The organism is Actinoplanes sichuanensis, from assembly GCF_033097365.1.
Taxonomy (GTDB): Bacteria; Actinomycetota; Actinomycetes; order Mycobacteriales; family Micromonosporaceae; genus Actinoplanes; species Actinoplanes sichuanensis.
Map to the genome: position 1 here is coordinate 10,101,263 of NZ_AP028461.1, position 24,477 is coordinate 10,125,739.

Below are 24,477 nucleotides of genomic sequence, written 5' to 3' on the forward strand. Positions count from 1 at the left end.
GTCAGCCGCCGAGCGCGGCGAGGGCCTTCTGCACCTTCGGGACGTAGGCCTGGGTCTCGGCGGACGGCGGGATGCCGTCGTACTTGTGCACGGCCCCGCCCCCGGCGTTGTAGGCGGCCAGTGCCAGCGGCACCGACTTGAACTCGCGCAGATGCTGGGCGAGCAGCTTGGCCGCGCCGTTGACGGCCTGGGTCGGGTCGAACGGGTCGTCGACTCCGAGGCCGCGTGCGGTCGCCGGCATCAGCTGCATCATGCCCTGGGCGCCGGCCTTGCTGACCGCCTTCGGGTTGTAGCCGGACTCGACCTTGGCGACCGCGGCGAGCAGCTTCGGCGACACCCCGTGCTTGGCGCCGGCCTGCTCGAACAGCGTCGCGTACGGCACACCGCCGAGCCCGCCGCCGGTGGCCGCGGCCCGCAGACCGGCCGGGCGCAGCGACGACATGTCCTGCACGGCGGCGGTCGGGACGGTGTCGAGGACCCGGCGGATGGCGCTGGGCGTCTCGTACACACTCTGGATCTTGACGCGGTCGCCGGGTTTCGGGGCCGCGATCATCTTGTTGTCGCCCAGGTAGATCGCCACGTGGTCGACGGGCGAGTTGAACGCCAGGATGTCGCCGGGCTTGGCGTCGGCCATGCTCGCCACCGGGCGGCCGGCCTTGGCCTGCTGCCAGGAGTTGCGCGGCAGCTCGACGCCGAGGTCGCGGTAGGCCCGCTGGACCAGGGCCGAGCAGTCCAGCCCCTTGGCCGGGTCGTCGCCGCCGAAGACGTACGGCGTACCCAGATATCTCTTGGCCGCCTCGACGACGTCGCCGCCGGTCGGGCCGGACGTGGCGAGCGCACCGCCGGTCGCGCCGGTGGCGCCGGCGAGGGCCGAGGCGAACTTGGCGCCGGACGTTCCGCCGACGGTCTGCGGCGCCGGGTTCAGACCGAGCTGGTCCTGCAGTTCGGCGACGCGGTTGAGGACTCCGTTGACACCCAACATCATGCTTCGCTCCGGTTCGGGTCGTTGACGGTTCCGGCGGCGTTCCGCGCCTTGGCGGTGACGGCGAGTTCGTCGAGGGCGGCCTGATCGGTTCGTAGGTCGTGGGCTTTGACGGTCGCGGCGTGGCGCTCGGACATCAGCTCCACCGCTCGGCGGCGCTTGGCGGCGTCGGCGAGGGCGGCCAGCTTCTCCTGCTCGATCTGCTCGGCGCTGGTCACCATCCGCTGCGCGTCGAACAGCCCGGCGGCCAGCGACTGCCGGGCGACGAGCGCGGCCACCATGGCCCGGGCGGACCCCTCGCTCGGCGCGTCCGAGCCGACGAGGTCCAACTTGCGACGCTTGACCAGCGCCTCGGCGTCACGGATCTCGGCGCGGGACTGGACGACGGCGCCACGGGCGGCATCCTCCTGGGCCTTGCGAGCGCGCAGCACGGGCGCCAGTCGGAACAGACGGTTCAACGTTGGCCTCCTAGCGGGGCCGGTGGCCCTCACATAGCCGCTTCGGTCCGCCTGCCGATCCGCTGAGCCCCTGCACCGACTTCGCTACTGACCTGCAAACACCGCATCCCTCAAGGCCACCGTTCGCTGCGCTTCGGTACGGCCTGCGGCCTTCGCCCGCGAACGCGGTCACTGGGCACGATGCGCGGTGGGTCACGGTTCGCGTTGCGCGGAGGACAACCCTCATCTCGTACGCCCGGAAAAGCCGACAACCGCAGACCGGACCGCCCCGCCGGCGCCGCGCGAGGTTTGCGAAGGCCGAGACCGAAACGCGACCGCCGGGCTGATCCGGTGGCCGGGTGGGGCTCAGGTGGTGGCGATCAGCGCGCGCAGGGCGGCCCAGGCCGACTCGGCCGTGGTGCGGTCGTCGAGATCCTGCCGGAGGAAGGCGCTGATCTGCGCCCAGGACGCGTTGGCCCGGTCGGCGTCGTGGTTCGTCCCGGGCACGTAGGCGCCGATCTCGACGAGCTCACGAACCTCGCGGTGCGCGGCCATCAGACGGCGCAACTCGGTGGCGTCGGACCGCTGCTGCTGGTCGGTGATCTTGTTGGCGACCCGGGAGATCGAGTCGAGAGCCTGGATGGCCGGGAAATGCCCGGCGGTGGCCAGTTTGCGGTCCAGCACGATGTGCCCGTCCAGGATCGAACGGGCCGCGTCGGCGATCGGCTCGTTGTGGTCGTCGCCCTCGACCAGGACCGTGTAGAGGCCGGTGATGCTGCCCCGTGCGCCCGGCCCGGCCCGTTCCAGCAGGGAGGCGAGCATCGCGAAGACCGACGGCGGATAACCGCGGGTGGCGGGTGGTTCGCCGACCGACAGCCCGACCTCACGCTGCGCCATCGCCGCACGGGTCACGCTGTCCATCATCAGCAGCACGTCCGCACCCTCGTCCCGGTAGTACTCGGCGATCCGGGTGGCCACCGCCCCGGCCCGCAGGCGGACCAGCGGCGGGGTGTCCGACGTGGCGATCACCAGCACCGACCGGGCCAGCCCTTCCGGCCCGAGGTCGTGCTCGATGAACTCGCGCACCTCCCGACCGCGTTCGCCGACCAGGGCGACCACGTTCAACTCGGCCGCGGTGCCCCGGGTGATCTGGCTCATCAGGGTCGACTTGCCCACTCCGGAACCGGCGAAGATGCCGATGCGCTGGCCCTTTCCGCACGGGACGAGGGTGTCGAGTACCCGTACCCCGAGGGACATCTGCGCGCCGACCAGTTGCCGTTCCATCGCCGACGGCGGCGCCGCGTCGATCGGCACCAGGGCACCACGCAGTGGCGGCCCACCGTCCATCGGGCGGCCCAGCCCGTCCAGGATGCGGCCGCGCAGGTCCGGGCCGACCGCGATGCGCAGGGGTCCGCCGGTGCTGAAGGCCGGGGTACCGGCGCCGATCCCGGCGATCGGGCCGAGCGGCATGCAGGAGAGCCGCTCGCCGTCGAGGGCGGCCACCTCGGCCAGCACCTGATCCCCGCCGACGCCGATGCGCAGCAGATCACCGACGTTGGCCTCCAACCCGCTGACCGTCACGCGCAGGCCGACCGCGCCGGTGACCCGTCCGCTCACCAGCGGACGGGCTGCCTCGATCGCACTCTGGATGCGGTGCTGGAAGAGGTCGGTCACAACCGCAGCGCCTCGCGGGCCCGGGCCACCGCCGCGGCGAGGGTGGCGTCGACGGTCGCGGTGCCGGTCTCGGCGACCGCGTCGCCCGGCTGGAGCCGCGGATCGGGGCGCAGCGTGATGCGGCGGCCGGAGAACTCGAAGTCCTCGCCGGAGCTCTCGCCGACGAGATTGCGGAAGTCGTCCGGATGCATGCTGACGACCACGTCGCCGTGCTCCGGGGCGGCGGTCATCGCCCGGCGCAGGGCGTCGGCACCTCGTTGCGGGTCGTCCTGAAGGTGCCGGCCGATGATGGCCTCGGCCAGTTCCCAGGCGGTGGCCAGGACGACCTCCTGCAACTCGGTGAAGGTCGGCATCAGCTGGTCCTCCAGGCCGGTCACCGCACGGCCGAGGGCGTTCACGGCGCTGGCCAGAGCGGTGGCGCGGCGCTGCTCGTACGCCTCCTCAGCGAGCACGGCCCGTGCCGCGGCAGCCTCGTTGGCGGCTGCCGCGTCGCGTTTGCCCTGGGCCCAGCCTTCGGCGTACCCGGTGGTCCGGGCCTGCCGGCGGGCCCGCTCGACGACCTCCTCGTCGACCGGCGTCTCGTGGCGAAGGTCGATACCGAAGCGCGCGGCGGCCAGGTTCTCGGCCGCCACCCCGCGCAGCACCCGGTCAGGCGATGAGCTCATCGGCCTCGCCACCACGCTGGATCTCGATCTGGCCGGAGTCCTCCAGGGTACGGATGACACTGACGATCTTGGCCTGGGACTCCTCGACCATCTTGACCTTGACCGGGCCGAGCAGGTCCATCTCCTCCAGCAGGTTCTCCCGGCCGCGCTCGGAGAGGTTCTTGGTGACCTTGTCGCGGACCGACTCCGGCACACCCTTGAGGGCGGTGGCCAGATCGGCCGGCTCCACCTGGCGCAGGATCAGCTGTACCGCGCGGTCCTCGAGGTTCACGATGTCCTCGAACATGAACATCCGGCGGCGGATCTCCTCGGCCAGCTCCGGGCTGCGCGCGTCGAGGGCCTCCAGGATGAGCCGCTCGGTGGTGCGGTCGGCCCGGTTGATGATGTCGACCAGCGGCTGCAGGCCACCGACCGTGGAGAGCTCGTCCGGCTGGAGCACGCTGGACAGCTTGCGCTGCAGGGCGCTCTCCACCTGGCGGATGATGTCCGGCGAGGTGCGGTCCATGATCGCGATGCGGTGCGCGACCTCGGTCTGCACCTCCAGCGGCAGGCCGGCCAGGATCGACGAGGCCAACCCGGACGGGATGTGGGCCAACACCAGGGCGATGGTCTGTGGGTGCTCGTACTGGACGTAGGAGAGCAGCTGTCGGGGGTCGGCGTGACTCAGGAAGTTGAACGGGATGTCGTTCATCGACGCTTCGAGCCGCTCCAGGATCAGCGCAGCCCGCTCCTTGCCGAGCGACGCCTCCAGCAGCTCCCTGGCGTAGTCCATGCCACCCGACCCGGCGTATCGGGTGGTGGCCATGGCGTAGAACTCGTCCATCACGTCGTCGACCTGGACGGGGTCGAGCTTGCCCAGCCGAGCCACCTCGGCGGACACCATCTCGACCTCTTTGTCGGTCATGTTCGCCATGACCGACGCCGCATGTTCCCGGCCGAACTGGACGAGCATGATCGCGGCCTTGCGCACTCCGGTCATGGAGAGCGTGCTGAGCGCCGGTGTAGTCAACTGTTGCTCCTGTGGTTCAGCGGTTGCTCTCGTCGGCCGAGATCCAGCTGCGGATCAGGGACGCCGTCTCGTCCGGCTTCTCCCGGACCAGGTCCTCGATCTCACGATGACGCTCCTCCCGCGCTTCGTCCGTCTTATCGGCGAGTTCCGGAAGCTCCAGCATGTGCGCGGTGGTGACGTCGATCTCAGCCGCGCGCTGAGCCTCCAGCGCCGCCTGCATCTCCTCCAGGTGCCGTCGCTCCTCCGCGGTGAGCTGCTGCTGCCGCTTCTTGGCGCGGCGGTTGGCCCGCCAGGCCAGCAGGATCAGCATCAGCACCACGAACAGCAGGGCGCCGGTCTGGATCAGTTTGGTCTGTTTGGCCGACTTCTCGGCGGCGGCCACCGCGGCGAGCTCGTCCTTCGCCGCCTGGGCCTGGGTGTTGTCGAACGGCATCGAGGCGACCGCGATCGTGTCACCCCGGTTCGGGTCGATACCGGCCGCGGCGCTCAGCAGCTGCTGTACGTCGGCGGGCTTGATCGTGCCGGCCACCGTGCTGTCCAGCAGGACCGAGACGTTGAGCCGCTCGATGCTGCCCGGCGCGTTGCGGCGTACCTCTTCGACCTCGTTGAACCGACGGGTACGCGTCTCGTCCTTCTGCTGGTACTGCCCGGAGCCGACGCCGTTGGGCACCTGGATGTTGTCCGGTCCCAGCACACCGCCGTTGCCGGTGCCGGTGCCGGAGTAGGTCTCGCTCTTGAGGTTCTCCGACTCGGCCGGCATGGACGGGTCGGTGCTGTACTTCTTGCTCCGCGTCTCGGTGGAGTCGAAGTCCAGGATCGGGTTGGTGGTGACCACCGAGTGGCCGGGGCCGACCAGGTTGTCCAGCATCCGCTGGAGTGAGCTGTTCAGACGGTTCTGGAACGCCACGGTCTGCTGCTCGGTCCCGCCGTCGCCGCCGGTGGCGCCGATGGAGTTGCCGCCTCCGGTGGAGAGCATCCGCCCGTCCGAACCGGCGACCGTGACCTGGGTGGGGTCCAGGCCCTCGACGCTCGACGCGACCAGGTGCACGATCGACTGCACCTGCTGCTGATTGAGCGGATTGTTCGCCTTCGAGGCGACCAGTACCGAAGCGGTCGGCTTGGACTGGTCCTCGGTGAAGATGTCCTCCTTCGGCATCACCAGGTGGACGGTCGCCGCCTCGACGCCGTCGATCGACTTGATGGTGTTGGCCAGTTCGCCTTCGAGTGCCCGCTGGTAGTTGGCGTGCTGCATGAAGTCGCTGGTGGTGATGCCCTGCTGGTCCAGCAGCGAGTAGCCGGTGCCCTCGTCGTTGGGCAGGCCCTCACCGGAGAGCTGGAGGCGGAGCTCGTTCACCTGCTCGCCCGGTACCAGGATGGTCTGGCCGTCGTTCGCCAGTTCGTACTGGGTGCCGGATTTCTGCAACGACTCGACGATCGCGCTGGCGTCCTTGGTGGACAGATTGTTGAAGAGGATCTGATACGACGGCTTCGCCGCCCAGGTGGCGAAGAAGTAGCCGCCGACGGCGAGCGCGAGAACCGCGAAAACGGTGACAGCCTTCTGTCCCGGCGTGAAGGACTTGAAGGTGTCCGTGATGCGGCGTACCGGAGCGGGAAGGCGGTCGGTCATGTCAGGCCTGCATCCTCATGATCTCCTGGAAGGCCTCGACGGCCTTGTTCCGGATCGCCATGGTGAGCTGGAGCCCGAGGGCGGCCTCGGTGGATGCCATGGTGTACTGCGCCGGATCGGCCAGCCGGCCGTCGGCGACCTGGACGGCCAGGTCGGCGGCCTTGGTCTGGGATGCCTGAACGTTCTCGATGCCCTTGGCGAGCATCCCGGCGAAGTCGGCGTTCGGGCCCTGCGGCGCCTGCGGCTCGGACGAACCGAGCATGCCGCCGAGACCGTTGAGGCCGCCGAGACCGACACCGCGGTCGCTGAGTCCGCCGATGGCGGAGAAGCCGCCGATGGGGCTGATCGGTGAGGTCAAGAGGATCACTTCCCGAGGTTGATCGCGGCGGTGTACGAGTCACGGGCCCGGTCCACCACGGCGAGGTTCGCCTGGTAGGAACGCTGGGCCATCATCAGCTGGGCCATCTGGTTGCCCATGTCGATGTCCGGGCGGCGGACGTAACCCTCGGCGTCGGCGAGGGGGTTCTCCGGCTCGTACGCCAGGATGCCCTCGGCACTGCCGAAGTGGACGCCGGCGACCTCGGCGCCGTTGCCGTCCTGCGCGGCGCGAGCCGCGACGTACCGGGCCTGGAAGGCGTTCTCGCTGGTCCGGGTGGTGGTGTTGATGTTCGCGAGGTTGTCCGCCGCGGCGTCCAGCCACTTCCGGTAGACGGTGACGCCGCTACCCGCGATCCCGATGGCGTTGAAGGTACTCATCGTCAGGCCCCCTTGATGGCTTCGCGCAGCAGGCTGTACTTGCCGTCGAGTGCTCGGATGGCGAGCTGATAGCGCATCGTGGTGTCGATGTGCGACAGCGTCTCCTCGTCGAGGTTGACGTTGTTGCCGTTGAGCCGGGTCGGCTCCAGCGACGTCAGCACACTCGGGGACACCCCGGCCGGTGAATCGCCGCGGGCGACGGCGCTCTGCAGCGCCTCCTCGAACTTGACCTTACGTGCCCGGTAACCGGGGGTCTCGATGTTGGCGATGTTGTTGGCGATGGCCTGCTGCCGGGCCGCCAGGCCGGCGACGGCGACGCGCAATGATGCCGATGAGCGGTCGTCGAACAAGGTTGCTCCTCAGTCGTTCGAGGTAGCCCGTCCTTGGCTTTTCGGTTGAGCGATCCGTGCTCGTACCCTGCAGTTCGGCGTGCTCGCCGATCCGCTGAGTCCCAAGCGGTTGCCGGAAGGTTGCACACGAAAAGATCCCGGACCCCGCGTGGGGTCCGGGACCTTGAGGTCATCGCATTACATGGCGCAATCCAGATATACCGGGCGTTTGACCGCCTCGCCGGTCTCGATCCGCGACGTCATCGCCATCTGCTGACGGTTCGCCGTGAGCCGCCTGGCGATCTCCTCGGCCGCGGCCAACTGCCGGGTCAGGATCTCGTCGGCGCGCGGCTTGAGCTCCAGCGGCAGCGCACCCAGCTCGGTCGGCGGGCGCCACATGTTCGACGGCGGGGTCTCGGCGATTCGGCGCTCGTCGGCCAGCATGGTCTCGACCGCGAGCACGTCCATCTCGAGATCGTCGAGCGCCGCCGTCCAGGCGGACCGCCAGTCCACCGCGTTCGACGTCGAGGTGCTCATGTCGAGGCCGAGGCGGCGTCGCGCCACGCGTCGCGCAGCGGTTCCAGCAGGGCCCGGCAGCCGGCCACCCGATCGGCGTCGCGCTGGATGTTCGCCCCGATCAGCTCGGTGAGTACGAAACCGTACAGACTGGCCAGACCGGGTGCTCCGTCCCAGGCTTCCAGGTCGAGGGTGACCCGCAGCTCCAGGACGATCTCCTGGGCGTGCGTGATCTTCTCGTTGGCCAGTACCCGGTCGTCGTTGCGGAACGCCTCCTCGCCGTGCATGAGATCGAGGATCAGACGGTCGTACAGCATGATCAGCAGTCTGGCGGGCGAGGCCGTGTTGATCGAATCCTGCAGGTAGCGGTCGCGGAGGTGGGGCGCGCTCATGAGTCTCCCTCGGTCAGGGGCGGTCGGCTGGAGTCCGTGGTCGAGGGTCGTCAGCCGAGACCGGCCAGCTGTCCGGAGAGCCAGCTCGACTGGTTCTTCAGGTTGCCCAGGGAGGTCTCCAGCGCCGCGTACTGCCGCTGTAGCGCCTGGCGGCGGGTGGCCAGCCGGACGTCCCAGTTGTCGATCTGGTCGTTGAGCGACTTGATCTCGGTCTTCCGGCCGGTGATGACGTTGGTGACCGCATTCGCCTGGGTGTCGGCGAGGGAGCGCAGCTGGGAGCCGAAGGCCATGCCGGCCTCCTGGATGGCGGTCGGGTCCTTGGCGTACGACTCGGCGAACGCACCCGAGTCGAAGGCGAACTGGGTGCCGTCCTTGCTGAGGGTGATGCCGAGCTGCTTGAGCGAGCCGAAGTCCACAGTGGTGGTGTCGGGCTTGCCGTCATTGTCCGCGTCGGTGCTCAGTTCCCGGGTGAACGACAGACCGTTGCTGACCACGCCGAGCATGGCCTGGTTCATCTGCCGGATCGTGAAGTCACCGGTGAGCGGGGAGGCCTTCTTCGTCTCCGGGTCGTACTTGGTCTGCGTCGCGATCTCGGTGAGCGCCTCGTTGGCCGCGGTCACCATCGCCTTGATCTTGTCGGCGATCGCGCTCGAGTCGGCGGTCGAGTCGACGACGACGTTCTGCTCCTCCTTGGTGACCGAGATCGTCACACCCGGCATCAGCGTGCTGAACGTGTTCGTCGTGCTGGTGACCTGGTACTCGGAGTTGCTACCCGGGTTGACGGTCAGCACCGCGTCCTTGGCGGAGGTCGTCTTCGGGTCGGCGCCGCTCTTGCCGTACCCCTCCAGGCCATTGATCTTGAAGCCGTTGGCCGCGCCGCTCTTCATCCCGCTGAACTGCACGACACCCTCGTTGCCGGAGGTGTTCACGGTGTAGGCGCGAAGGCCGAGGGTGGCGCCGTTCGCATCGGTCGCCGAGTTGACCGCCGCGGTCAGCTTGGCCATCGTCCGGGGCTCCGGAATGGTGACCTCGACCTCGGCGCCGACCGCGGTGAACTCGTCGACGCCGTCGTTGTCGGCGTCCGGGCTCCATGTGCCGGGCTGGATCTTGATCGTCGCGGGTACGGCCTGCTCGGCGGTGGTGTCGGCGACCTCGAGGATGGTGGTCTGCGAGCGGGCCACCGAGGTGACGTCGAACTTCAGGTTGCCGGTCATGCCGGAGAGGCCGCCGGTGGCGGTCGCGGTGACGCTCGTCGAGCTGGAGGTGGCCTTCATGGCGCGCCAGGAACTCAGCGAGCCCATCCCCTCGGCGGCCGCCTTGGTCGCCTTGAGCTTGGTGTTGACCGACTGGTACGAGCTGATCGCGGTCTCCGCGGTCTCGACCTTGGTCTTCAGCTTGGTCTGGCCGGCCGCCTCGACCTGCATCATCTGGCTGATCATCGAGGAGGTGCTGAGACCACTGACGAGGCCGTCAACGGAGCTGGTCACGGGAGCCTGCCTTTCCTGCCGAGGACGAGAGCGGAGTGGGGGTAGCCGGCTGGGCGTGCCGGGCTACCCCCACTGTTCGGCCGTTCGCGGACCGGATTCAGTTGTCGTCGGTGGTTATCGGGTTGCCGGCCGGTGCGTCAGCGGAGCAGCGACAGCACGTTCTGCGAGGCCTGGTTGGCCTGCGACAGCATCGAGGTACCGGCCTGGGTGAGGATCTGGTTGCGGGTGAACGACACCATCTCCTGCGCCATGTCGGTGTCCCGGATCCGCGACTCCGACGCCGACAGGTTCTCGACGGCGACGTTCAGGTTGTTGATGGTGTGCTCGAAGCGGTTCTGGTGAGCACCCAGCTTGGCCCGGGTGTCGGAGACCGACTGGATCGCGACGTCGAGCGCCTCGATCGCTTCGGCGGCGCCCGTCTTGCCGCCGTTGCTCGCGGCGGTCTTGGTCAGATCCAGGTTGCTCAGACCCAGCGTCTTCGAGTCGACCTTGCCGAGCCCGACGCTCAGGGTCTCACCGGCGTTGGCACCGATCTGGAAGGCGCCCGGCGTCGTGCTCGTCGCGTCCGTGGCGGCGCCGCCGATGTTGAGGGCGCCCGCGGTGAGCGTGAAGCCGGCTGTGCCGGCGGCCGTGAACTTGGTGTCACCGGTCGAGTCGTTGAACTCAGCCGTGACCTCCACAGTGAGGTCGAGACCCGCGTCCTTGATGGCCGTGGCGATGGAGCTGTTGAGCTTCGAAGCGACCGCCTGCGGGCTGAGTGCTTTGCCCTTCGAGTCCACCAGGGAGACGTCCGCGAGATTGAGCGTCGTCGCGGTGCCGTCCTTTCCGGTGACGTCGAGAGTCATGGTCGTGGAACTCGTGGTGCCCCCGGCGACGGCGTTGGCAATGCCGGATGTGGCCAGCGTGGCCGGCGGGCCGACGGCGGCCGCGGTACCCGTCTGGGTGGACTCCGCCTTCGACACCATGCCGAAGGAGCCGTCGAGCAGCTTCGACTTGCCGAACGAGGTGGTCTCGCTGACCCGGTCGATCTCCGAGGCGAGCTGCGAGAACTCGGCGTTGGCGGCCTTCTTGGCACTGTCGTCGAGAGAGGCGTTGTTGGCCTGCACCGACAGGTCACGCATGCGCTGGAGCATGCTGGTGACCTCGTTGAGCGCACCCTCGGAGGTCTGCACGACGCTGATCGCGTCCTGCGCGTTGCGAACCGCGACCTTGAGACCGCCGGTCTGCGCGCGCAGGCCCTCGGAGATCGAGAGACCTGCCGCGTCGTCCGCCGCCCGGTTGATGCGGAAACCGCTGGAGAGCTTCTCGAGCGACTTCGACATCTGGTTGTCGGTGACCGAAAGGTTCCGGTAGGCGTTCTGCGCGGCGATGTTCTGATTGATGCGAAGACCCATTGGGTGATTCCTCCTTGAGTGGGGTCTTGAGCCGGCCCGTCCATGAGCCGTGGTGTTACGCCACTTCCCATCGGCGGGTCGCCGAGAGGCCATGAGCATTCTCTGAGATTTTTTCGGGCTTTTCGGGCGAACCGGAGAAGTACCGATCGGGAGAAAGCGCTCAGCGGCACGGCGGATGTGCCGACCTGTCCGAATGAGCGGGTCCGCCGAGGGGGTAGGCCCGACCAGCCATACGACGGAGGACCGGGTGAGCCTGACCGACCTGGCCAGTGTCCTCTGGCGCTCACGTGAGCTGCTGGAGATGCTGCTGTTCAAGCTTGAGGAGGAGCAGCTGCTCCTCGCGTCCAACCGGTCCCGATGGCTCAGCCACGCCACCCGTGAGGTGGAAGTGGTCCTGGATCAGATCCGGCAGACCGAGGTGATCCGTGCGGCGTACTCGCAGGACGTCGCCGTGGAGCTCGGCCTGTCTCCGGACGCCTCGCTCGGCGAGCTCGCCGACGCCGCCCCGGACCCCTGGTCGGAGCTTCTCCACCAGCACCGCAAGGCCTTCCTGATGCTGACGTCGGAGATCCGGGCCCTGGCCGACGTCAACCGTGACCTGCTCACTGCGGGTCAGCGCGCGGCTCGCGAAACCATGCTCGCGTTCGCCGAGACTGTGGAAACGTACGGACCGCAGGGCCAGACCGTCAGCGGCGCCGTGCGGCGCCCCACCCTGGTTGATGAGGCGATCTGATGGGCAGCACATTCAGTGGACTCAACACGGCGCTCACGTCTCTCTACGCGCAGCGCCGGGGCCTGGACGTCACGGGCCAGAACATCGCGAACGCCAGCACCGAGGGGTACACCCGTCAGCGTGTGGTGATGCACGCGCAGAACGCGAACCTGGTGCCGGGCATCTACTCCACCACGTCCGCGGTCGGCAACGGCGTCACGGTCAGCTCGGTGGAGCGGCTCCGCAACTCGGCGCTCGACCAGCGCAGTTACACCGAGCACGCGAACTCGTCGTACCACAACGAGCGGGCCGGTGCCTACACGCTGATCGAGGACGTCTTCGGCGAGCCCAGCGACACCGCGTTGCAGGCCCGCCTGCAGGACATGTGGGACGGCTGGAACGCGATCTCCGCGAACCCGGACAAGCAGGCGCCGAAGTCGGCGATGCTGGAACAGTCGGTGACCGTCGCGTCGTCGCTCAACGACGCGGCCGCCGCGCTGGACAACCAGTACAAGTCGACCCGGGCCGGCCTCGACACGTACACCGGTGAGGTCAATAAGGCGGCCGACGCGATCGCCAGACTGAACCACGAGATCGTGATCGCCACCCAGGCCGGCCTGCAGGCCAACGAGCTACAGGACCAACGGGGCCAGCAGATGCTGAAGCTGTCCGAGCTGATCGGCGCGACCGCGACCGAGCTGCCGAACGGCGCGATGAGTGTGTACGTCGGCAGTGCCCAGCTGGTCAGCGAGTTCAACGCCCGGGAGATCTGGGTCGAACCGGGCAGCGCGCAGAAGCTGCAGGACCTGCCCGACGTCGAGGTGAACCTGCGCTGGAAGGACACCAACGGCACGGTCGCGGCGGGCGGCAGCATGGGCGCCCAGATGGAGTTGCTGGACAAGGACGGCACCCTGCGCGAGATCTCGCAGCGGTTGAACGCGGTCGCCTCCACCCTGGCGTCGAACGTCAACAACGCACATCGTGCGGGGTACGGAGTGGACGGAACCACCGGCCTCGACGTGTTCGTGCGCAACGATCCGGCCGATCTGACCATCACGGCCTCGAACATCCGGGTCAACACCACCCTGATCAACAATGTGGACAAGGTGGCGGTGTCGTCCGGTGATCCGCTGGGTGTCGGCACGGCGACCCGCGTGCTGAACGGCTCGGTGGCCGACGAGGTGTCCGATCTGGCCACTTCGCGAGTCGGTGCGGATGCGACCTATCAGTCGCTGATCGGTGACCTCGGTGTGGCGTCGCAGTCCTCGATCCGTCGGCGGGACATCCAGAACGCGGTGACCGACCAGGTCGACGCGGCCCGGGACGCCGAGTCCGGGGTGAACCTCGACGAGGAGATGACAAACCTCCTCACCTACCAGCGCGGTTACGAGGCGGCGTCACGCGTACTGACCACGATCGACTCGATGCTCGATCAGCTGATCAACCGCACCGGTCTGGTCGGCAGGTAACAGGCAGGGGGAACACCGTTCATGAGCAGCAGCCCGCGAGTAACCGAAAGCTCGGTCCGCACCCGGACGATGGCGAGCCTCCAGCGGAACCTGAACCGGACCCAGACCGCGCAGGACCAGATCTCCAGCGGCAAGCTCCTGCACCGCCCGTCGGACTCGCCGACCGGCACGGTCACCGCGCTCCAGTTGCGCGGCGAGGTCCGGGAGAACAAGAAGTACTCGGCCAACGCCGACGACGCGATGGGCCGGCTCGGCACCGTGCAGGACACCCTGCAGAGCGTGTACGACCAGGTCCAGCGGGTCCGCACGCTGACCCTGGAGGGGTTGAACGCCGGTGGTGGCAGCACCCCGCAGGCGAACAAGGCCCGTGCCGACGAGCTCGACCAGATCAAGGGTCTCGTCGTCCAGTTCGCGAACACGAAGTACCTGAACCGGCCGGTCTTCGGCGGCTTCACTCCGGACGCGCACGCGTACGAGATATCAGGCTCCTATGTGGGCGAGGCGGAGGGTGAGACCAATCGGTCGATCGGCCCGAACGCCAAGGTCCGTGTCGATGTACGCGGTCCCGAGGTGTTCGGCACCGACGCGATGATGCAGGCCGACGGGGTGACACCGCAGGTCGATGCGAATGGTGACCCGGTTCCGAACGAGGCCCAGCTCTTCAAGGTCCTCGATTCCATTTCCACCGCAATGCGCACAGGTGATGCCGCAGGCATCAAAACGGGTCTGGAGAATCTCGATAAAGCAGCGGAAACCCTGAATTCGACCCTTTCGGACGTAGGCGCCCGATATAATCGGGTTACGCAGATGAAGCAGTCCGCAGAGGATCGCTTGATGTCCGTGTCGTCGCAGCTGTCCGATATCGAGGATGTCGACCTGCCCAAGGCGATCATGGAATTGCAACTCCAGCAGACCTCGTATCAGGCAGCCTTGGCCGCCACGGCCAAGGTGATCCAGCCCTCGCTCATCGATTTCCTGAGGTGACCATGACTACTCGCACCGCATCCCGTCCGATTGAGGCCACCATGACCGACCCGTCGCTGGGGCTGCCGACCATCACGATGGCGGTCCCCATGCCGGGGTTCCCGTCTCATCGGGATTTCGTCCTGGTGCGGCTCAACGAAGACGGCCTGCTCTACGCGTTCACGTCCATCGACAACCCGGAGCTCCGGTTCCTGGTGGCCCCTCCGGAGCCGTTCTTCCCGGAGTACGCCCCGGAGATCGAGAACGCGGTTTTCGCGGCGCTGAACACGAAGGACCCGGACCGGCTCCTGCTGCTCACGGTCATCACCGCCGGCGAGAACGAGACGACCGCGAACCTGCTCGCCCCGATCGTGGTGGACCGCGACAGCATGCGGGCCATGCAGGTCGTCCTCTCCGGCTCGGGCTACCCGGTCCGGGCGATCATGAACCGGAACTTCTGACCCTCCAGAAGCGGGCGCGGTCGCGTTTTCGTCGCGACCGCGCCTTTGCTGTCCGTACGAGGTGCTGTCCGTACGAGGGATGGAGGGGGCACCGATGCTGGTTCTGACGCGTCGTGCCGGGGAGAGTGTGATGATCGGCGACGACGTCGTGATCACGGTCCTCGAGGCTCGCGGTGATGTCATCCGGCTGGGCATCCAGGCCCCGCGGGATGTCCAGGTACACCGCGAGGAGGTCTACCGCGAACTGCAGGAGGCCAACCGGGCGGCCGCCTCGCCGACCGAGGACGCGGTCCACGCACTCGCCAAGATGTTGGAGAAGCCGGACACCACGGCGCAGTAGGGGACAACGAGTGACGCCCGTCGCCGCCGGCGACGGGCGTTCTTTCGTCTCCGGCCCGCCACACGCTCCTGTCCTGCACCGGCCACTGACCCCGGAGACAACGTCGGAGCCTCACTCTCATCATCGGGCGGGAGAAACCCGCCTCTTTCAGCCGGGGAGCGAGCGTGGGCGCAGAGCGGGACTCAGTCATCGGTGGCGGTGCGGTGGGCACCGCCTGCGCGCTGGACCTGGCGGTGGACGCGCATGTGCACACCGGGTTCGCGGCCGGACGGGACGCCGTCGGTGTGGTGGTCTCGGCCGCCGACCAGACCGGTCTGCGCGCGCTGACCTTCGCCGACCAGGCCGGGCCGGACACCACCTGGCTCTCGGCCTACGCCGACGCGGTCCGGCGGGCCCGGCACCGTACCGAGATGACCCTGCGGGTGGCGGCCGAGGTGGAGGTGGTCCGCCCGGACGGCTGGCTGGCCCTGCCGCCGGACCTGGCGCCGCTGGACGCCCTCTCGGTGGCGGTGTCCGATCTGCCGGTCGGCGACGAGCTGCTCACCCCGCGCGAGGTTCGGACCCGGCTGGACATGGGCCTGCTGACCGCCGGCCAGGTGGCCGAGCTGCTGGTGGCGGCGGCCGTCAAGGGCCTGGAGCGGGCGTCCCGGTATGTCCCGGCGCAGCTCGCCCGTCCGCTGGCGCTGCTCGGGCAGGCCGGCCTCGACGATTCGTGCGTGACGCCGGAGCTGATCGGCGAGCTGGCCTCGGCCTGCCGGACCACCGGGGCGGTGGTCGAGGTGAGCGAGGCGTGGCGCAGTCCGTCGCCGCGGGTGGTGCAGATGCTGCTGGACACGGCGGTCCCGGTGGCCCCGGCGAGTGACGCCCGGTATGCCGCCGAGGTGGGCCGTTGGCAGTACCTGCGACGTGTCTGAGGAGAACAGCAAAACCGAACACGACCAGCACTCGTCTCCGTACTCTCTGTGATGCCAGCACTTCAGCATGGGAGAGTTGCGATGAGCATGGTTCAGCAGGCTATCGAGGTCAGTGCGCCGGTCCACACGGTGTACGAGCAGCTCGCGGCGTTCGAGAACTACCCGCGTTTCATGACAGGTGTGCGGCAGGTGACGTCGATCGGCGCCGACCAGACCCACTGGATCATGGACGTCGACGGTAAGCGGCGCGAGTTCGACGCCCAGATCATCGAGCGGTCGCCGGACGAGCGGGTCTCCTGGTCGACCATGGAGGGCCCGCTGCTCGCCGAGACGATCACACTGCGTCCGATGGGTGAGACCAAGACCCAGATCGTCGCCCAGCTGGAGGCCGACATCGCCTTCCTCATGCCGAGCGACAGGCATGGTCAGGAGTCGCTGAACCGCCGCCTCAAGGCCGACCTGACCACGTTCAAGGGCCTGGTGGAGAGCGGAGTGCTCGGCGGCCGACCGATCCCGCACGGCGGTGTCAGCACCAAGCCGCTCGGACTGCTCCCCGGCGCGGACACCCCGTCCCCGGCCGCGGTGGCCGCACGCATCCGCAACCGGAACACCCCGGCGCCGAGCCCGGGCGCCGGCTGGGACACCGGCGTCGCCGGCACCGCCCGGATGGGTGGCCGTACCGCCGGGGCCGACATGTGGGGCAACGGCATGATCAACGAGGAGGAGCGCGGCTGACCGCCCCTCGTTCTACCGGCCCGGGACGCACCGCGTCTCGGGCCTTTTCACGCGCTCGCCGGCGCCGCCTCCAGGGTGACCAGCAGTCGGGCGCCGCGGGGTTCGGCGTGCTCGTAGCGGACCGTCCCGCCGTTCGCCTCGACCAGGTGCCGGACGATGAACAGCCCGAGCCCGGCACCCCGGATGAACCGGCCGAACAGGCTGGGCAGCACGTCTTCGGGGATCCCGGCGCCGCTGTCCTGCACGGCCAGCCGGACCGTACCCGGGCCGCCCCGATCGGCCCGGATGTGGATCGGCGGGGCCCCATGGCTCAGCGCGTTCTTCAGCAGGTTCTCCACCACGACCGTCAGGTGCCCGCGGTCGGCCAGCGCGGCCAACTCCTCGTCGATGACGATCTCGACGTCACCGGTGCCGATGGCCGTACCGCAGGCCGCCTCGACCACCTCCAGCAACGGGACCGGCACCCGGCGGGCGGTGACCGTCCCGGTGTCCAATCGGAACAGCAGCTGCAGGTCGTTCATCATCTTGATCAGCCGGCGGGTGTTCTTGTCGATCTTCGTGGCGAGTTCGAGCCGGATGTCGTCGGGCAGGTCGGCCCAGTCCGCGCAGAGCAGCTCGGCGAGGCTGGCGATGGAGCTGATCGGCTGCGCCACGTCGTGGGTCAGCATCGAGGTCAGGTCGTTCTTGAAGGCCAGGGCCGCGGCCAGCTCGGCGTTGCCGCGTTCGAGTTCGGCGGCGTGCTCGGTGAGCGCCTCCTCGGCCTGTTTGCGCTCGGCGATGTCGATGTAGGTGGCCACGTACCCGCGGGTCGCGCCGGCCGCGTCCGGGATGGCCGCCATGGTGGCCAGCACCGGCACATCGGTGCCGTCGGCGCGGGGCAGAAGCCAATCGCCGCCGGTGCCCGGTGGCGGCAGCGGCGGCGATTCAGCGGGCGGACCGTCGTGTCCGGTGAGTTCCCGCCAGCGGCGGTTGACGTCGATCACCCGGTAGTTGGCGTCGAGGACCATGACCGCCTCGTTCATCGACTGGAGCAGCGTCTGCGCGAAGTCCTGCCGTTCCTCCAGCTCGGCCACCAGATGCTGTTGCCGCTGGTCGGCGTCGTCGAGGCTGCGGACCAGATAGGCGAGCAGGGCCAGCAGGGCGAGGGCGGCGAGGATCACGCCGGTGCTCACCGCGGCCACCGGGCTGCTCTCCCGGGTCTGTGCGGCGAAAGCGCTGACCAGGGCGGCGACCACGGGGGCGGCGATCAGGGCGGGGGCCAGGCGGCGTACGGCAGCGCGCGGCCCGGACTCGTCGAGGGTGTGCATCGGCCCGGTCTCGGGGCGGGCCAGGATGGTGCCGACGGCCAGGAAGAGCAGTGCGCCGGCCAGTGCGGGCGGCATCACGCTGTCCGGTTCCTCGCCGGTCGGGAAGGTCGCGTCGAAGAGCCGGGGCACGAGGGCCACCAGGGCGATGATCGCGGCGCCGAGCAGGAGCGGGTCGGCGACCCGGAAGGCGATGCCGCCGTTGCGGCGGGGCACCCGTAGATCGAGGCAGGCCAGAGCCAGCCCGGAGAGGGCGGTGGCGACCGCCGAGGCGGGATGGGTGCCGAGGTTGGCGGCGCCCACGCCGGTGGCGGCGAGCGCGAGAAGCGCCGCCGCCCCGGCGCGGAGCCGGCCGATCCGTCTACCGGTGGCCGGAACCACCTGGAGCAGGAGGGCGACGCCGGCCGGAAGAAGGGCCGGCGCCGGCCCGGGGTCGAACGTGTGCAGGACGCCGAAGATGGCGACCGTGACTCCGGCGCACCCGGCGGTCAGCCGGGACAGCCTGCCCACGTCGTGCGCCGTGATATGCACAAATACCCCCAAGACGTGAGGGAAAGAGCATAACGCGGGCTACCCGGGGTGAGCGGTTGGTTACTTGCCCGCCCAGTCGAAGCCGTCCTCCAGGCGGATCTTGCTGGCCACCTTGGCGATGTCGGCCCGGTGACGGTTGGCGTGGTGCCCGCAGAAGGCCAGGTCGCCACCGCTGGTCAGGACGACCTCCAGCTTGGCGGCCGCCCCACAACGATCGCAGCGCTCGGACATCTCGCCGACGGTGTCGATCTCGGGCGACAGCAGTGCGGTCATATCGCTCTCCTAGTAGCTCGCGGTGGCTCGGTGGCGGTGCTTCGGTAGCGGTGCTCAGTGGTGGTGCAGGTGTCCTGACAGCGAGAGATTCGGCCCTCCGCCCGGTCGGCTTAGAGGTTCGCGGTGTGACTCTGACGGCCCGGATCGTGCAACTCGACCACAACCCGCGAGAACCCGGGACCACAACCTCCCCCCACCAATCTTTCCCTCAGCTGCTTTCGGCATGCCCCCGGGCCGGATTCAAAGACGACCTGAGAACACAACCGAGAGGACCCACCACATATGTTCGGTAACGACGCCCGCCGCCTGGCCATTCGACTGACCGCCGTCGCGAGCGCCGCCACCGCCACCTTCTGGGGCCTGACCGGGCCGGCTGTCGCCGCCCCGGCCGCGCCCGTGGTGGGAACCATCGCCGGGGCCGGCGCCGAGGGCGCCATCCCGGGCAGTTACATCGTGGTGCTGAAGCCCGGCACGCCGGCCGCCGACCGGGTCACCGCCACTTCGCAGGAGCTGACCCAGCGGTACGGCGGGAAGGTCGCCGGCAACTACCTCTCCACGGTGCGCGGCTTCCACCTGGAGGCCACCGCCGACGAGGCCGCCCGCCTGGCCGCCGACCCGTCCGTCTCGTTCGTCGAGCAGGACGCCGTGGTCGACGGTAAGGCCCTGCCGGCCGCGGCACCGACCGCCTCGATCACCCAGTCGAAGAAGCCGACCTGGGGCCTGGACCGGCTCGACCAGCGCTCCCTGCCGCTGTCGAAGACGTACACCTACAAGCCGGCGTCGGCGGTCACCGCCTACGTGATCGACACCGGCGTCCGCACCAGCCACAAGCAGTTCGGCGGCCGGGCCGTCAGCGGCTGGGACTTCGTCGACGGCGACGCCACCGCGAACGACTGCCACGGCCACGGCACCCATGTCGCCGGCACGATCGGCGGCGCCACCTACGGCGTGGCCAAGGACGTCAAGATCGTCGCGCTGCGTGTGCTCGGCTGCGACGGTTCCGGCTCGTTCTCCGACTTCATCGCCGCCGTCGACTGGGTCACCACGAACGCCAAGCTGCCCGCGGTGGCCAACATGAGCCTGGGTGGCCCGCGCAGCAAGGCCCTCGACGCCGCGGTCAAGCGCTCCATCGACAAGGGCGTGACCTACGCGATCGCCGCCGGCAACGAGAACGCGAACGGCTGCAAGAGCTCGCCGGCCGCCACCCCCGACGCGATCACGGTCGGTGCCGTCGACTCCGCCGACCGCCGGGCGAAGTTCTCCAACTGGGGCACCTGCCTGGACATCTTCGCCCCGGGCGTGGACATCGTGTCGTCGGCCAAGGGTTCGGACACCGCGACCCAGAAGATGAGCGGCACCTCGATGGCGGCCCCGCACGTCGCCGGTGCCGCCGCCCTGGTCCTGGCCGCGCACCCGGACTGGACGCCTCGCCAGGTCCGTGACGACCTGGTCGCCAACTCCGGAGTCGACCTGATCAAGGGCGAGCTCAAGGGCGCCCCGAACCGCCTGCTCTACACCGGTCACCTGCTCTGAAAACCCGGTCGGCTCTCAGTGTCGTCTCGCGATGCCGAAGACAGCACTGAGAGCCGGCCTGTTTGAGCGTGAGCCGTACGCCGGGCCCCGGGGGCGGATAGCGTGAGAGCGACCCCAGCCCGAGGAGGACCGAGATGTCCGAGGCGCCGGTCCCCGAGAGGCCGACAATCCTGGTCGTCGACGATGAAGAGGATCTGCGCGACATCATGCGGCGGATGCTGGAGCGCCGCGGGTCATACACGACGCTGGCCACCGGGGAACCGGACGAGGCCCTCTCGATCGTCCGGGACCACTCGGGGAAGATCGACGTGCTGATCACCGACCTGACCCTGCCCGGCGCGTCCGGCGGTGAGCTGGCCCGGACCATCCGCAACGTACGGCCCGGGATCGGCGTGGTCTTCGTCTCCGGCCTGCCCAAGGACCATGCGGTCGCCAAGGGCGAGATCACCGAGGACGACATCCTGGTGAAGAAGCCGTTCACCGCCGACGCCCTGCTGACCGCGGTGCGGGAGGCCCTGGACCGCAAGGACCAGAACTAGCCCGGCCAGGGCAGGGTCAGCTCGCCGAGCCGCCACCGGGCCGGGCCGTCGAGCACCGGCCAACCCTCCTCGCGCATCCGCCGGACGGTGGCCGACCAACGCTGCCGCGGCCCGAACGGTGTCGCCTCGGTCTCCCATGCCCGGCCCAGTGCGTGCAGCAGCTCGTGCACCGGATGACCGGGCACGTTGTGATGGATCAGCGCCTTCGGCAACCGCTCGGCGAAGACCGCCGGATGCTCCAGCACCGGCAGCCGGGCCGACAGGGTCAGGGTCGACGGCACGCCCGCCTCGACGACCGTCCATGTGGCGATCCGGCCCAGTTCGTCACAGGTGCCCTCGACCAGCAGCGCGCCGGTCGCGGTCATCGTCCGCCAGGCCGGCGCCACCTCGTCCTCGGCGTACTGCCGCAGCACGTTGAACGCGCGCACCACCACCGGGGCGAGGCCGGCCAGCTCGAACCCGCCGCGCCGGAACTCCAGCCACGGCGGGTCCGCGTACGGTTGCGCGCCACTCACCCGTACCGGATCGATCTCCAGACCGACCACCGCGACGTCCGCGCGGACCGAGGCGGCGAGGCGCTCCCGCAGCTCCACCGCGGTGACCGGCGACGCGCCGTAGCCCAGATCGATCATTAGCGGCTGCGCCGCTTCTTTCAAGAGCTCACCGCAGCGGTACGAGATGAAGTTGTCGACGCGTCGGAGCCGGTTGGGATTGGTCGTCCCCCGGGTGATCGCGCCGACCGGCCGCATACCTACAGCTCCCGGTGGACCTTGTGCTGGGCGGCCTGGGCGATCGGCCGCACCACCAGCCGGTCGACGTTGACGTGCTGGGGCCGGGTGGCGGTCCACGCGATGCAGTCCGCGATGTCGTCGGCGACCAGTGGCTCCCGGACCCCGGCGTAGACGGCGTCGGCCTTGTCCTGATCGCCGCCGAACCGGTTGACCGCGAACTCGTCGGTCCGCACCATGCCCGGGTCGATCTCGATGACCCGCACCGGACGGCCGGCCAACTCCAGCCGCAGGGTCCCGACCAGGGCGGTCTCGGCGTGCTTGGCGGCCACGTAGCCACCGCCGCCCTCGTACGGGGTGAAGGCCGCCGTCGACCCGACCGTCACGATCGTGCCGGCGCCGCTCGCCTCCAGGGCCGGGAGCAGCGCCTTGGTCACCCGAAGCGTGCCGAGCACGTTCACGTCATACATCCACTGCCAGTCCTCGACCGACCCGGTGGCGACCGGATCCACCCCTCGGGCTCCGCCGGCGTTGTTGACCAGCAGGGTGACCGGGCCGCCGAGCGTGGTCACCGCGGTCGCCAGAGCGGCCACCGAGTCGTCCGAGGTGACGTCGCACTCGACCGCCGTGGCGCCCGCCCCGATCTCCTTGACCAGCGCTTCCAGCCGGTCGGCCCGCCGGGCCGCGACGACGACGTGGAAACCCTCCCGGGCCAGCCGGCGGGCCGTGGCCGCGCCGATCCCGCTGGACGCCCCGGTGACAACCGCGATGTTCTGCATGCCCCGATTCTGATCCATCCGGAGGAACGTCCCACGCGATCAATGACCTGGATCACCCCGGGTCGGCTGAGTGGTGGTTCCGGGGGCGCCGATGGGGAAGATGAACGTTGGCGCAACAAGCATGTTGCGAAACCGATACGGAGGGAGTCAGCGTGGCTGATCTACGGGCTGGTGGCCGATGGCCCACGCCCCGCCGGATCGCGACCCTCTCCGTGCACACGTCGCCGCTGGAGCAGCCGGGCACGGGTGACGCCGGCGGGATGAACGTCTATATCGTCGAGATCGCCAAACGCCTGGCCGAGCGCGGTGTCGAGGTGGAGATCTTCACCCGGGCCACCGCCGGTGACCTGCCCCCGGTGGTGGAGATGGCGCCGGGGGTCCATGTGCGGCACGTCACCGCGGGGCCCTACGAAGGGCTGGCCAAGGAGGAGCTGCCCGCCCAGCTGTGCGCCTTCACCAACGGCGTGCTCCGGGCCGAGGCCGCGCACCCGCCGGGTCACTACGACCTGCTGCACTCGCACTACTGGCTCTCCGGTCAGGTCGGCTGGCTGGCCCGGGAGCGCTGGGGCGTGCCGCACGTGCACACCGCGCACACCCTGGCCAAGGTCAAGAACAGGTTCATCGCGACCGGTGACCGGCCCGAGCCGAAGGCCCGGGTGATCGGCGAGGAGCAGGTGGTGGCCGCCTCGGACCGCCTGGTGGCCAACACCGACTTCGAGGCGCAGGACCTGATCACCCACTACGGCGCCGATCCGGCGCTGGTCAGCGTGGTGCCGCCGGGTGTCGACCTGCGCCGGTTCCGGCCCGGCCCGACCGACCGGGCCCGGTTCGGCCTGCCTGAGCACGGCCGGATCGTCGCGTTCGTCGGCCGGATCCAGCCGCTCAAGGCGCCCGACGTGCTGATCGCCGCGTTGGCCGAGATGAGCCCGGGCACCACCCTGGTGATCTGTGGCGGCCCGAGCGGCAGTGGGCTGGACCGGCCGACCGCCCTGATCGAGTTGGCCGCCACGCTCGGTGTGGCCGGCTCGGTGGTGTTCCTGCCGCCGCAGACGGGTGACGACCTGGCCGCCCTCTACCGGGCCGCCGACCTGGTAGCCGTCCCGTCCTACAACGAGTCCTTCGGCCTGGTCGCCCTGGAGGCGCAGGCCTGCGGCACCCCCGTGGTGGCGGCCGCGGTCGGCGGCCTGGTCACCGCGATCCGTGACGGGGTGAGTGGCGTGCTCGTCGACGGCCACGATCCGCGGGACTGGGCGAAGGTGCTCGACCGGCTGCTCGACGAGCCGGGTCACCGGCACCGGCTGGCCACCGGGGCGGTCGCCCACGCGTCGCAGTTCTCCTGGGATCGCACCGCCGAGACGCTGCTGCGCGTCTACCGTGACGCGGTGAGTGGGCATCGGGCGCTGATCGCGGCGCGACTGGAGAGGGCGTCCTGCGCATGGTGACCGAGCTGATCGAGCGGGTGCTGACCGAGCGGGAGCTGGAGTGGGAGGCGACAGGTGACAGTTCCTATGTGGTCTCCCTGCCCGGCACCCATAAGCTGAAGACGGCCTGCAACCTGATCGTCGGGGAGCATTCGCTGCGGATCGAGTCGTTCGTGATGCGCCGGCCGGACGAGCGGCACGAGGACCTGTGGGCGTGGCTGCTGCGCCGCAACGCCCGGATGTACGGGGTCGCCTTCTCGATCGACGCGGCCGGCGACGTCTATCTGACCGGCCGGGTGGCGTTGAAGGGCCTGGACGAGGACGAGTTGGACCGGTTGCTCGGCTCGGTGTTGACGTATGCCGACGAGTCGTTCGACACGATGCTGGAGATCGGTTTCGGGTCGTCGATCCGGCGGGAGTGGGAGTGGCGGGTCAGTCGGGGCGAGTCGACGGCCAACCTGCAGGCGTTCAAGCACCTGGTCGAGCGGACCGACTAGCAGTTATTGA

The 24,477-nt window shown here is 69.4% G+C and carries 28 protein-coding genes; 11 read left to right on the plus strand and 17 right to left on the minus strand.

The features are described from left to right. Nucleotide 1: 1 nt before the first annotated feature. The 13 genes from Q0Z83_RS46405 to Q0Z83_RS46465 all read right to left on the minus strand — a co-directional run bounded on the left by Q0Z83_RS46405 (nucleotide 2) and on the right by Q0Z83_RS46465 (nucleotide 11,268). Nucleotides 2-985: a transglycosylase SLT domain-containing protein gene (locus tag Q0Z83_RS46405; protein WP_317789943.1), complete on the minus strand. Its 984-nt coding sequence runs from the start codon at nucleotides 983-985 to the stop codon at nucleotides 2-4. Further along, complete coding sequence (locus Q0Z83_RS46410; RefSeq protein WP_317789944.1) at nucleotides 982-1,440, minus strand: cell envelope biogenesis protein TolA; 459 nt, start codon at nucleotides 1,438-1,440, stop codon at nucleotides 982-984. Before Q0Z83_RS46410 ends, Q0Z83_RS46405 begins: the two co-directional genes overlap by 4 nt. Nucleotides 1,441-1,785: 345 nt before the next feature. Further along, complete coding sequence (locus Q0Z83_RS46415) at nucleotides 1,786-3,093, minus strand: FliI/YscN family ATPase (protein WP_317789945.1); 1,308 nt, start codon at nucleotides 3,091-3,093, stop codon at nucleotides 1,786-1,788. After that, complete coding sequence (locus Q0Z83_RS46420; RefSeq protein WP_317789946.1) at nucleotides 3,090-3,758, minus strand: FliH/SctL family protein; 669 nt, start codon at nucleotides 3,756-3,758, stop codon at nucleotides 3,090-3,092. Before Q0Z83_RS46420 ends, Q0Z83_RS46415 begins: the two co-directional genes overlap by 4 nt. Then, nucleotides 3,742-4,767 (minus strand): flagellar motor switch protein FliG, encoded by a 1,026-nt coding sequence (gene fliG, locus Q0Z83_RS46425; protein ID WP_317789948.1) that lies wholly within the window; start codon nucleotides 4,765-4,767, stop codon nucleotides 3,742-3,744. Before fliG ends, Q0Z83_RS46420 begins: the two co-directional genes overlap by 17 nt. A 16-nt stretch (nucleotides 4,768-4,783) precedes the next feature. Beyond that, entirely contained in the window at nucleotides 4,784-6,394 is a 1,611-nt protein-coding gene (gene fliF / locus Q0Z83_RS46430; RefSeq protein WP_317789949.1) for a flagellar basal-body MS-ring/collar protein FliF, read from the minus strand. A 1-nt stretch (nucleotide 6,395) separates the two neighbouring features. Continuing rightward, entirely contained in the window at nucleotides 6,396-6,761 is a 366-nt protein-coding gene (gene fliE, locus Q0Z83_RS46435) for a flagellar hook-basal body complex protein FliE (RefSeq protein ID WP_317789950.1), read from the minus strand. Continuing rightward, entirely contained in the window at nucleotides 6,758-7,150 is a 393-nt protein-coding gene (locus Q0Z83_RS46440; RefSeq protein WP_317789951.1) for a flagellar basal body rod protein FlgC, read from the minus strand. The genes fliE and Q0Z83_RS46440 overlap by 4 nt, the downstream gene beginning before the upstream one ends. 2 nt (nucleotides 7,151-7,152) lie before the next feature. After that, nucleotides 7,153-7,500 (minus strand): flagellar basal body rod protein FlgB, encoded by a 348-nt coding sequence (locus tag Q0Z83_RS46445; protein WP_317789952.1) that lies wholly within the window; start codon nucleotides 7,498-7,500, stop codon nucleotides 7,153-7,155. A 177-nt stretch (nucleotides 7,501-7,677) separates the two neighbouring features. Next, on the minus strand, nucleotides 7,678-8,016 hold the full coding sequence (locus tag Q0Z83_RS46450) for a hypothetical protein (RefSeq protein WP_317789953.1): 339 nt from the start codon (nucleotides 8,014-8,016) through the stop codon (nucleotides 7,678-7,680). Then, complete coding sequence (gene fliS / locus Q0Z83_RS46455) at nucleotides 8,013-8,387, minus strand: flagellar export chaperone FliS (RefSeq protein ID WP_317789954.1); 375 nt, start codon at nucleotides 8,385-8,387, stop codon at nucleotides 8,013-8,015. The genes Q0Z83_RS46450 and fliS overlap by 4 nt, the downstream gene beginning before the upstream one ends. 50 nt (nucleotides 8,388-8,437) lie before the next feature. Continuing rightward, nucleotides 8,438-9,874, minus strand: a complete 1,437-nt coding sequence (gene fliD / locus Q0Z83_RS46460) for a flagellar filament capping protein FliD (RefSeq protein ID WP_317789956.1) — start codon at nucleotides 9,872-9,874, stop codon at nucleotides 8,438-8,440. A gap of 137 nt (nucleotides 9,875-10,011) precedes the next feature. Beyond that, a complete protein-coding gene (locus Q0Z83_RS46465; RefSeq protein WP_317789957.1) occupies nucleotides 10,012-11,268 on the minus strand; it encodes a flagellin N-terminal helical domain-containing protein in 1,257 nt (418 codons plus the stop codon). Nucleotides 11,269-11,515: 247 nt separating this feature from the next. Here Q0Z83_RS46465 and Q0Z83_RS46470 point away from each other — a divergent pair, with 247 nt between their 5' ends. The 7 genes from Q0Z83_RS46470 (at nucleotide 11,516) to Q0Z83_RS46500 (ending at nucleotide 16,862) form a co-directional block, all read left to right on the plus strand. Next, entirely contained in the window at nucleotides 11,516-12,001 is a 486-nt protein-coding gene (locus tag Q0Z83_RS46470; RefSeq protein WP_317789958.1) for a flagellar protein FlgN, read from the plus strand. Continuing rightward, nucleotides 12,001-13,449, plus strand: a complete 1,449-nt coding sequence (gene flgK, locus Q0Z83_RS46475) for a flagellar hook-associated protein FlgK (RefSeq protein WP_317789959.1) — start codon at nucleotides 12,001-12,003, stop codon at nucleotides 13,447-13,449. The genes Q0Z83_RS46470 and flgK overlap by 1 nt, the downstream gene beginning before the upstream one ends. 21 nt (nucleotides 13,450-13,470) lie before the next feature. Next, nucleotides 13,471-14,433 carry a flagellin N-terminal helical domain-containing protein gene (locus tag Q0Z83_RS46480; RefSeq protein ID WP_317789960.1) on the plus strand — a complete coding sequence of 321 codons (963 nt, stop codon included), beginning with the start codon at nucleotides 13,471-13,473 and terminating at the stop codon, nucleotides 14,431-14,433. Between the two features lie 41 nt (nucleotides 14,434-14,474). Continuing rightward, a complete protein-coding gene (gene fliW / locus Q0Z83_RS46485) occupies nucleotides 14,475-14,873 on the plus strand; it encodes a flagellar assembly protein FliW (RefSeq protein ID WP_317789961.1) in 399 nt (132 codons plus the stop codon). 94 nt (nucleotides 14,874-14,967) lie between these two features. Further along, nucleotides 14,968-15,213, plus strand: coding sequence for a carbon storage regulator CsrA (gene csrA, locus Q0Z83_RS46490; protein WP_093619594.1), 246 nt, complete (start codon nucleotides 14,968-14,970; stop codon nucleotides 15,211-15,213). A 164-nt stretch (nucleotides 15,214-15,377) separates the two neighbouring features. Then, nucleotides 15,378-16,127: a hydrolase gene (locus tag Q0Z83_RS46495; RefSeq protein ID WP_317789962.1), complete on the plus strand. Its 750-nt coding sequence runs from the start codon at nucleotides 15,378-15,380 to the stop codon at nucleotides 16,125-16,127. Between the two features lie 81 nt (nucleotides 16,128-16,208). Beyond that, complete coding sequence (locus tag Q0Z83_RS46500) at nucleotides 16,209-16,862, plus strand: SRPBCC family protein (RefSeq protein ID WP_317789963.1); 654 nt, start codon at nucleotides 16,209-16,211, stop codon at nucleotides 16,860-16,862. 47 nt (nucleotides 16,863-16,909) lie between these two features. On the opposite strand, the gene Q0Z83_RS46505 is transcribed toward Q0Z83_RS46500, so the two are convergent. Beyond that, nucleotides 16,910-18,676, minus strand: coding sequence for a sensor histidine kinase (locus Q0Z83_RS46505; protein WP_317789964.1), 1,767 nt, complete (start codon nucleotides 18,674-18,676; stop codon nucleotides 16,910-16,912). An 81-nt stretch (nucleotides 18,677-18,757) separates the two neighbouring features. Continuing rightward, on the minus strand, nucleotides 18,758-18,970 hold the full coding sequence (locus Q0Z83_RS46510) for a DUF7455 domain-containing protein (protein WP_317789965.1): 213 nt from the start codon (nucleotides 18,968-18,970) through the stop codon (nucleotides 18,758-18,760). 282 nt (nucleotides 18,971-19,252) lie between these two features. On the opposite strand from Q0Z83_RS46510, the gene Q0Z83_RS46515 reads away from it, so the two are divergent. Then, the gene (locus tag Q0Z83_RS46515; protein WP_317789966.1) at nucleotides 19,253-20,503 is read left to right on the plus strand and encodes a S8 family peptidase; all 1,251 of its coding nucleotides are present in this window, start codon (nucleotides 19,253-19,255) and stop codon (nucleotides 20,501-20,503) included. A 134-nt stretch (nucleotides 20,504-20,637) separates the two neighbouring features. After that, the gene (locus Q0Z83_RS46520) at nucleotides 20,638-21,042 is read left to right on the plus strand and encodes a response regulator (RefSeq protein WP_317789967.1); all 405 of its coding nucleotides are present in this window, start codon (nucleotides 20,638-20,640) and stop codon (nucleotides 21,040-21,042) included. Here Q0Z83_RS46520 and Q0Z83_RS46525 read toward each other — a convergent pair. Both Q0Z83_RS46525 and Q0Z83_RS46530 read right to left on the minus strand, forming a co-directional pair. Further along, nucleotides 21,039-21,791, minus strand: coding sequence for a class I SAM-dependent methyltransferase (locus Q0Z83_RS46525; RefSeq protein WP_317789969.1), 753 nt, complete (start codon nucleotides 21,789-21,791; stop codon nucleotides 21,039-21,041). The two genes, Q0Z83_RS46520 and Q0Z83_RS46525, sit on opposite strands and share 4 nt — an antisense overlap. A gap of 2 nt (nucleotides 21,792-21,793) precedes the next feature. Continuing rightward, nucleotides 21,794-22,549, minus strand: a complete 756-nt coding sequence (locus Q0Z83_RS46530; RefSeq protein ID WP_317797314.1) for an SDR family oxidoreductase — start codon at nucleotides 22,547-22,549, stop codon at nucleotides 21,794-21,796. A gap of 152 nt (nucleotides 22,550-22,701) precedes the next feature. Here Q0Z83_RS46530 and mshA point away from each other — a divergent pair, with 152 nt between their 5' ends. Further along, nucleotides 22,702-23,991, plus strand: a complete 1,290-nt coding sequence (gene mshA / locus Q0Z83_RS46535) for a D-inositol-3-phosphate glycosyltransferase (protein WP_317789970.1) — start codon at nucleotides 22,702-22,704, stop codon at nucleotides 23,989-23,991. Further along, nucleotides 23,985-24,467 carry a type III secretion system chaperone family protein gene (locus Q0Z83_RS46540; protein WP_317789971.1) on the plus strand — a complete coding sequence of 161 codons (483 nt, stop codon included), beginning with the start codon at nucleotides 23,985-23,987 and terminating at the stop codon, nucleotides 24,465-24,467. Before mshA ends, Q0Z83_RS46540 begins: the two co-directional genes overlap by 7 nt. The last annotated feature ends 10 nt before the right edge of the window (nucleotides 24,468-24,477 follow it).

Excerpts from the sequence above, each read along its gene's own strand:
- Q0Z83_RS46405 (WP_317789943.1), bottom strand. The coding sequence starts at position 985 with ATGATGTTGGGTGTCAACGGAGTCCTCAACCGCGTCGCCGAACTGCAG.
- Q0Z83_RS46420 (WP_317789946.1), bottom strand. The coding sequence starts at position 3,758 with ATGAGCTCATCGCCTGACCGGGTGCTGCGCGGGGTGGCGGCCGAGAAC.
- fliF (WP_317789949.1), bottom strand. The coding sequence starts at position 6,394 with ATGACCGACCGCCTTCCCGCTCCGGTACGCCGCATCACGGACACCTTC.
- Q0Z83_RS46440 (WP_317789951.1), bottom strand. The coding sequence starts at position 7,150 with ATGAGTACCTTCAACGCCATCGGGATCGCGGGTAGCGGCGTCACCGTC.
- Q0Z83_RS46450 (WP_317789953.1), bottom strand. The coding sequence starts at position 8,016 with ATGAGCACCTCGACGTCGAACGCGGTGGACTGGCGGTCCGCCTGGACG.
- fliS (WP_317789954.1), bottom strand. The coding sequence starts at position 8,387 with ATGAGCGCGCCCCACCTCCGCGACCGCTACCTGCAGGATTCGATCAAC.
- Q0Z83_RS46465 (WP_317789957.1), bottom strand. The coding sequence starts at position 11,268 with ATGGGTCTTCGCATCAATCAGAACATCGCCGCGCAGAACGCCTACCGG.
- flgK (WP_317789959.1), top strand. The coding sequence starts at position 12,001 with ATGGGCAGCACATTCAGTGGACTCAACACGGCGCTCACGTCTCTCTAC.
- Q0Z83_RS46480 (WP_317789960.1), top strand. The coding sequence starts at position 13,471 with ATGAGCAGCAGCCCGCGAGTAACCGAAAGCTCGGTCCGCACCCGGACG.
- fliW (WP_317789961.1), top strand. The coding sequence starts at position 14,475 with ATGACCGACCCGTCGCTGGGGCTGCCGACCATCACGATGGCGGTCCCC.
- csrA (WP_093619594.1), top strand. The coding sequence starts at position 14,968 with ATGCTGGTTCTGACGCGTCGTGCCGGGGAGAGTGTGATGATCGGCGAC.
- Q0Z83_RS46500 (WP_317789963.1), top strand. The coding sequence starts at position 16,209 with ATGAGCATGGTTCAGCAGGCTATCGAGGTCAGTGCGCCGGTCCACACG.
- Q0Z83_RS46510 (WP_317789965.1), bottom strand. The coding sequence starts at position 18,970 with ATGACCGCACTGCTGTCGCCCGAGATCGACACCGTCGGCGAGATGTCC.
- Q0Z83_RS46515 (WP_317789966.1), top strand. The coding sequence starts at position 19,253 with ATGTTCGGTAACGACGCCCGCCGCCTGGCCATTCGACTGACCGCCGTC.
- Q0Z83_RS46520 (WP_317789967.1), top strand. The coding sequence starts at position 20,638 with ATGTCCGAGGCGCCGGTCCCCGAGAGGCCGACAATCCTGGTCGTCGAC.
- Q0Z83_RS46525 (WP_317789969.1), bottom strand. The coding sequence starts at position 21,791 with ATGCGGCCGGTCGGCGCGATCACCCGGGGGACGACCAATCCCAACCGG.
- Q0Z83_RS46530 (WP_317797314.1), bottom strand. The coding sequence starts at position 22,549 with ATGCAGAACATCGCGGTTGTCACCGGGGCGTCCAGCGGGATCGGCGCG.
- Q0Z83_RS46540 (WP_317789971.1), top strand. The coding sequence starts at position 23,985 with ATGGTGACCGAGCTGATCGAGCGGGTGCTGACCGAGCGGGAGCTGGAG.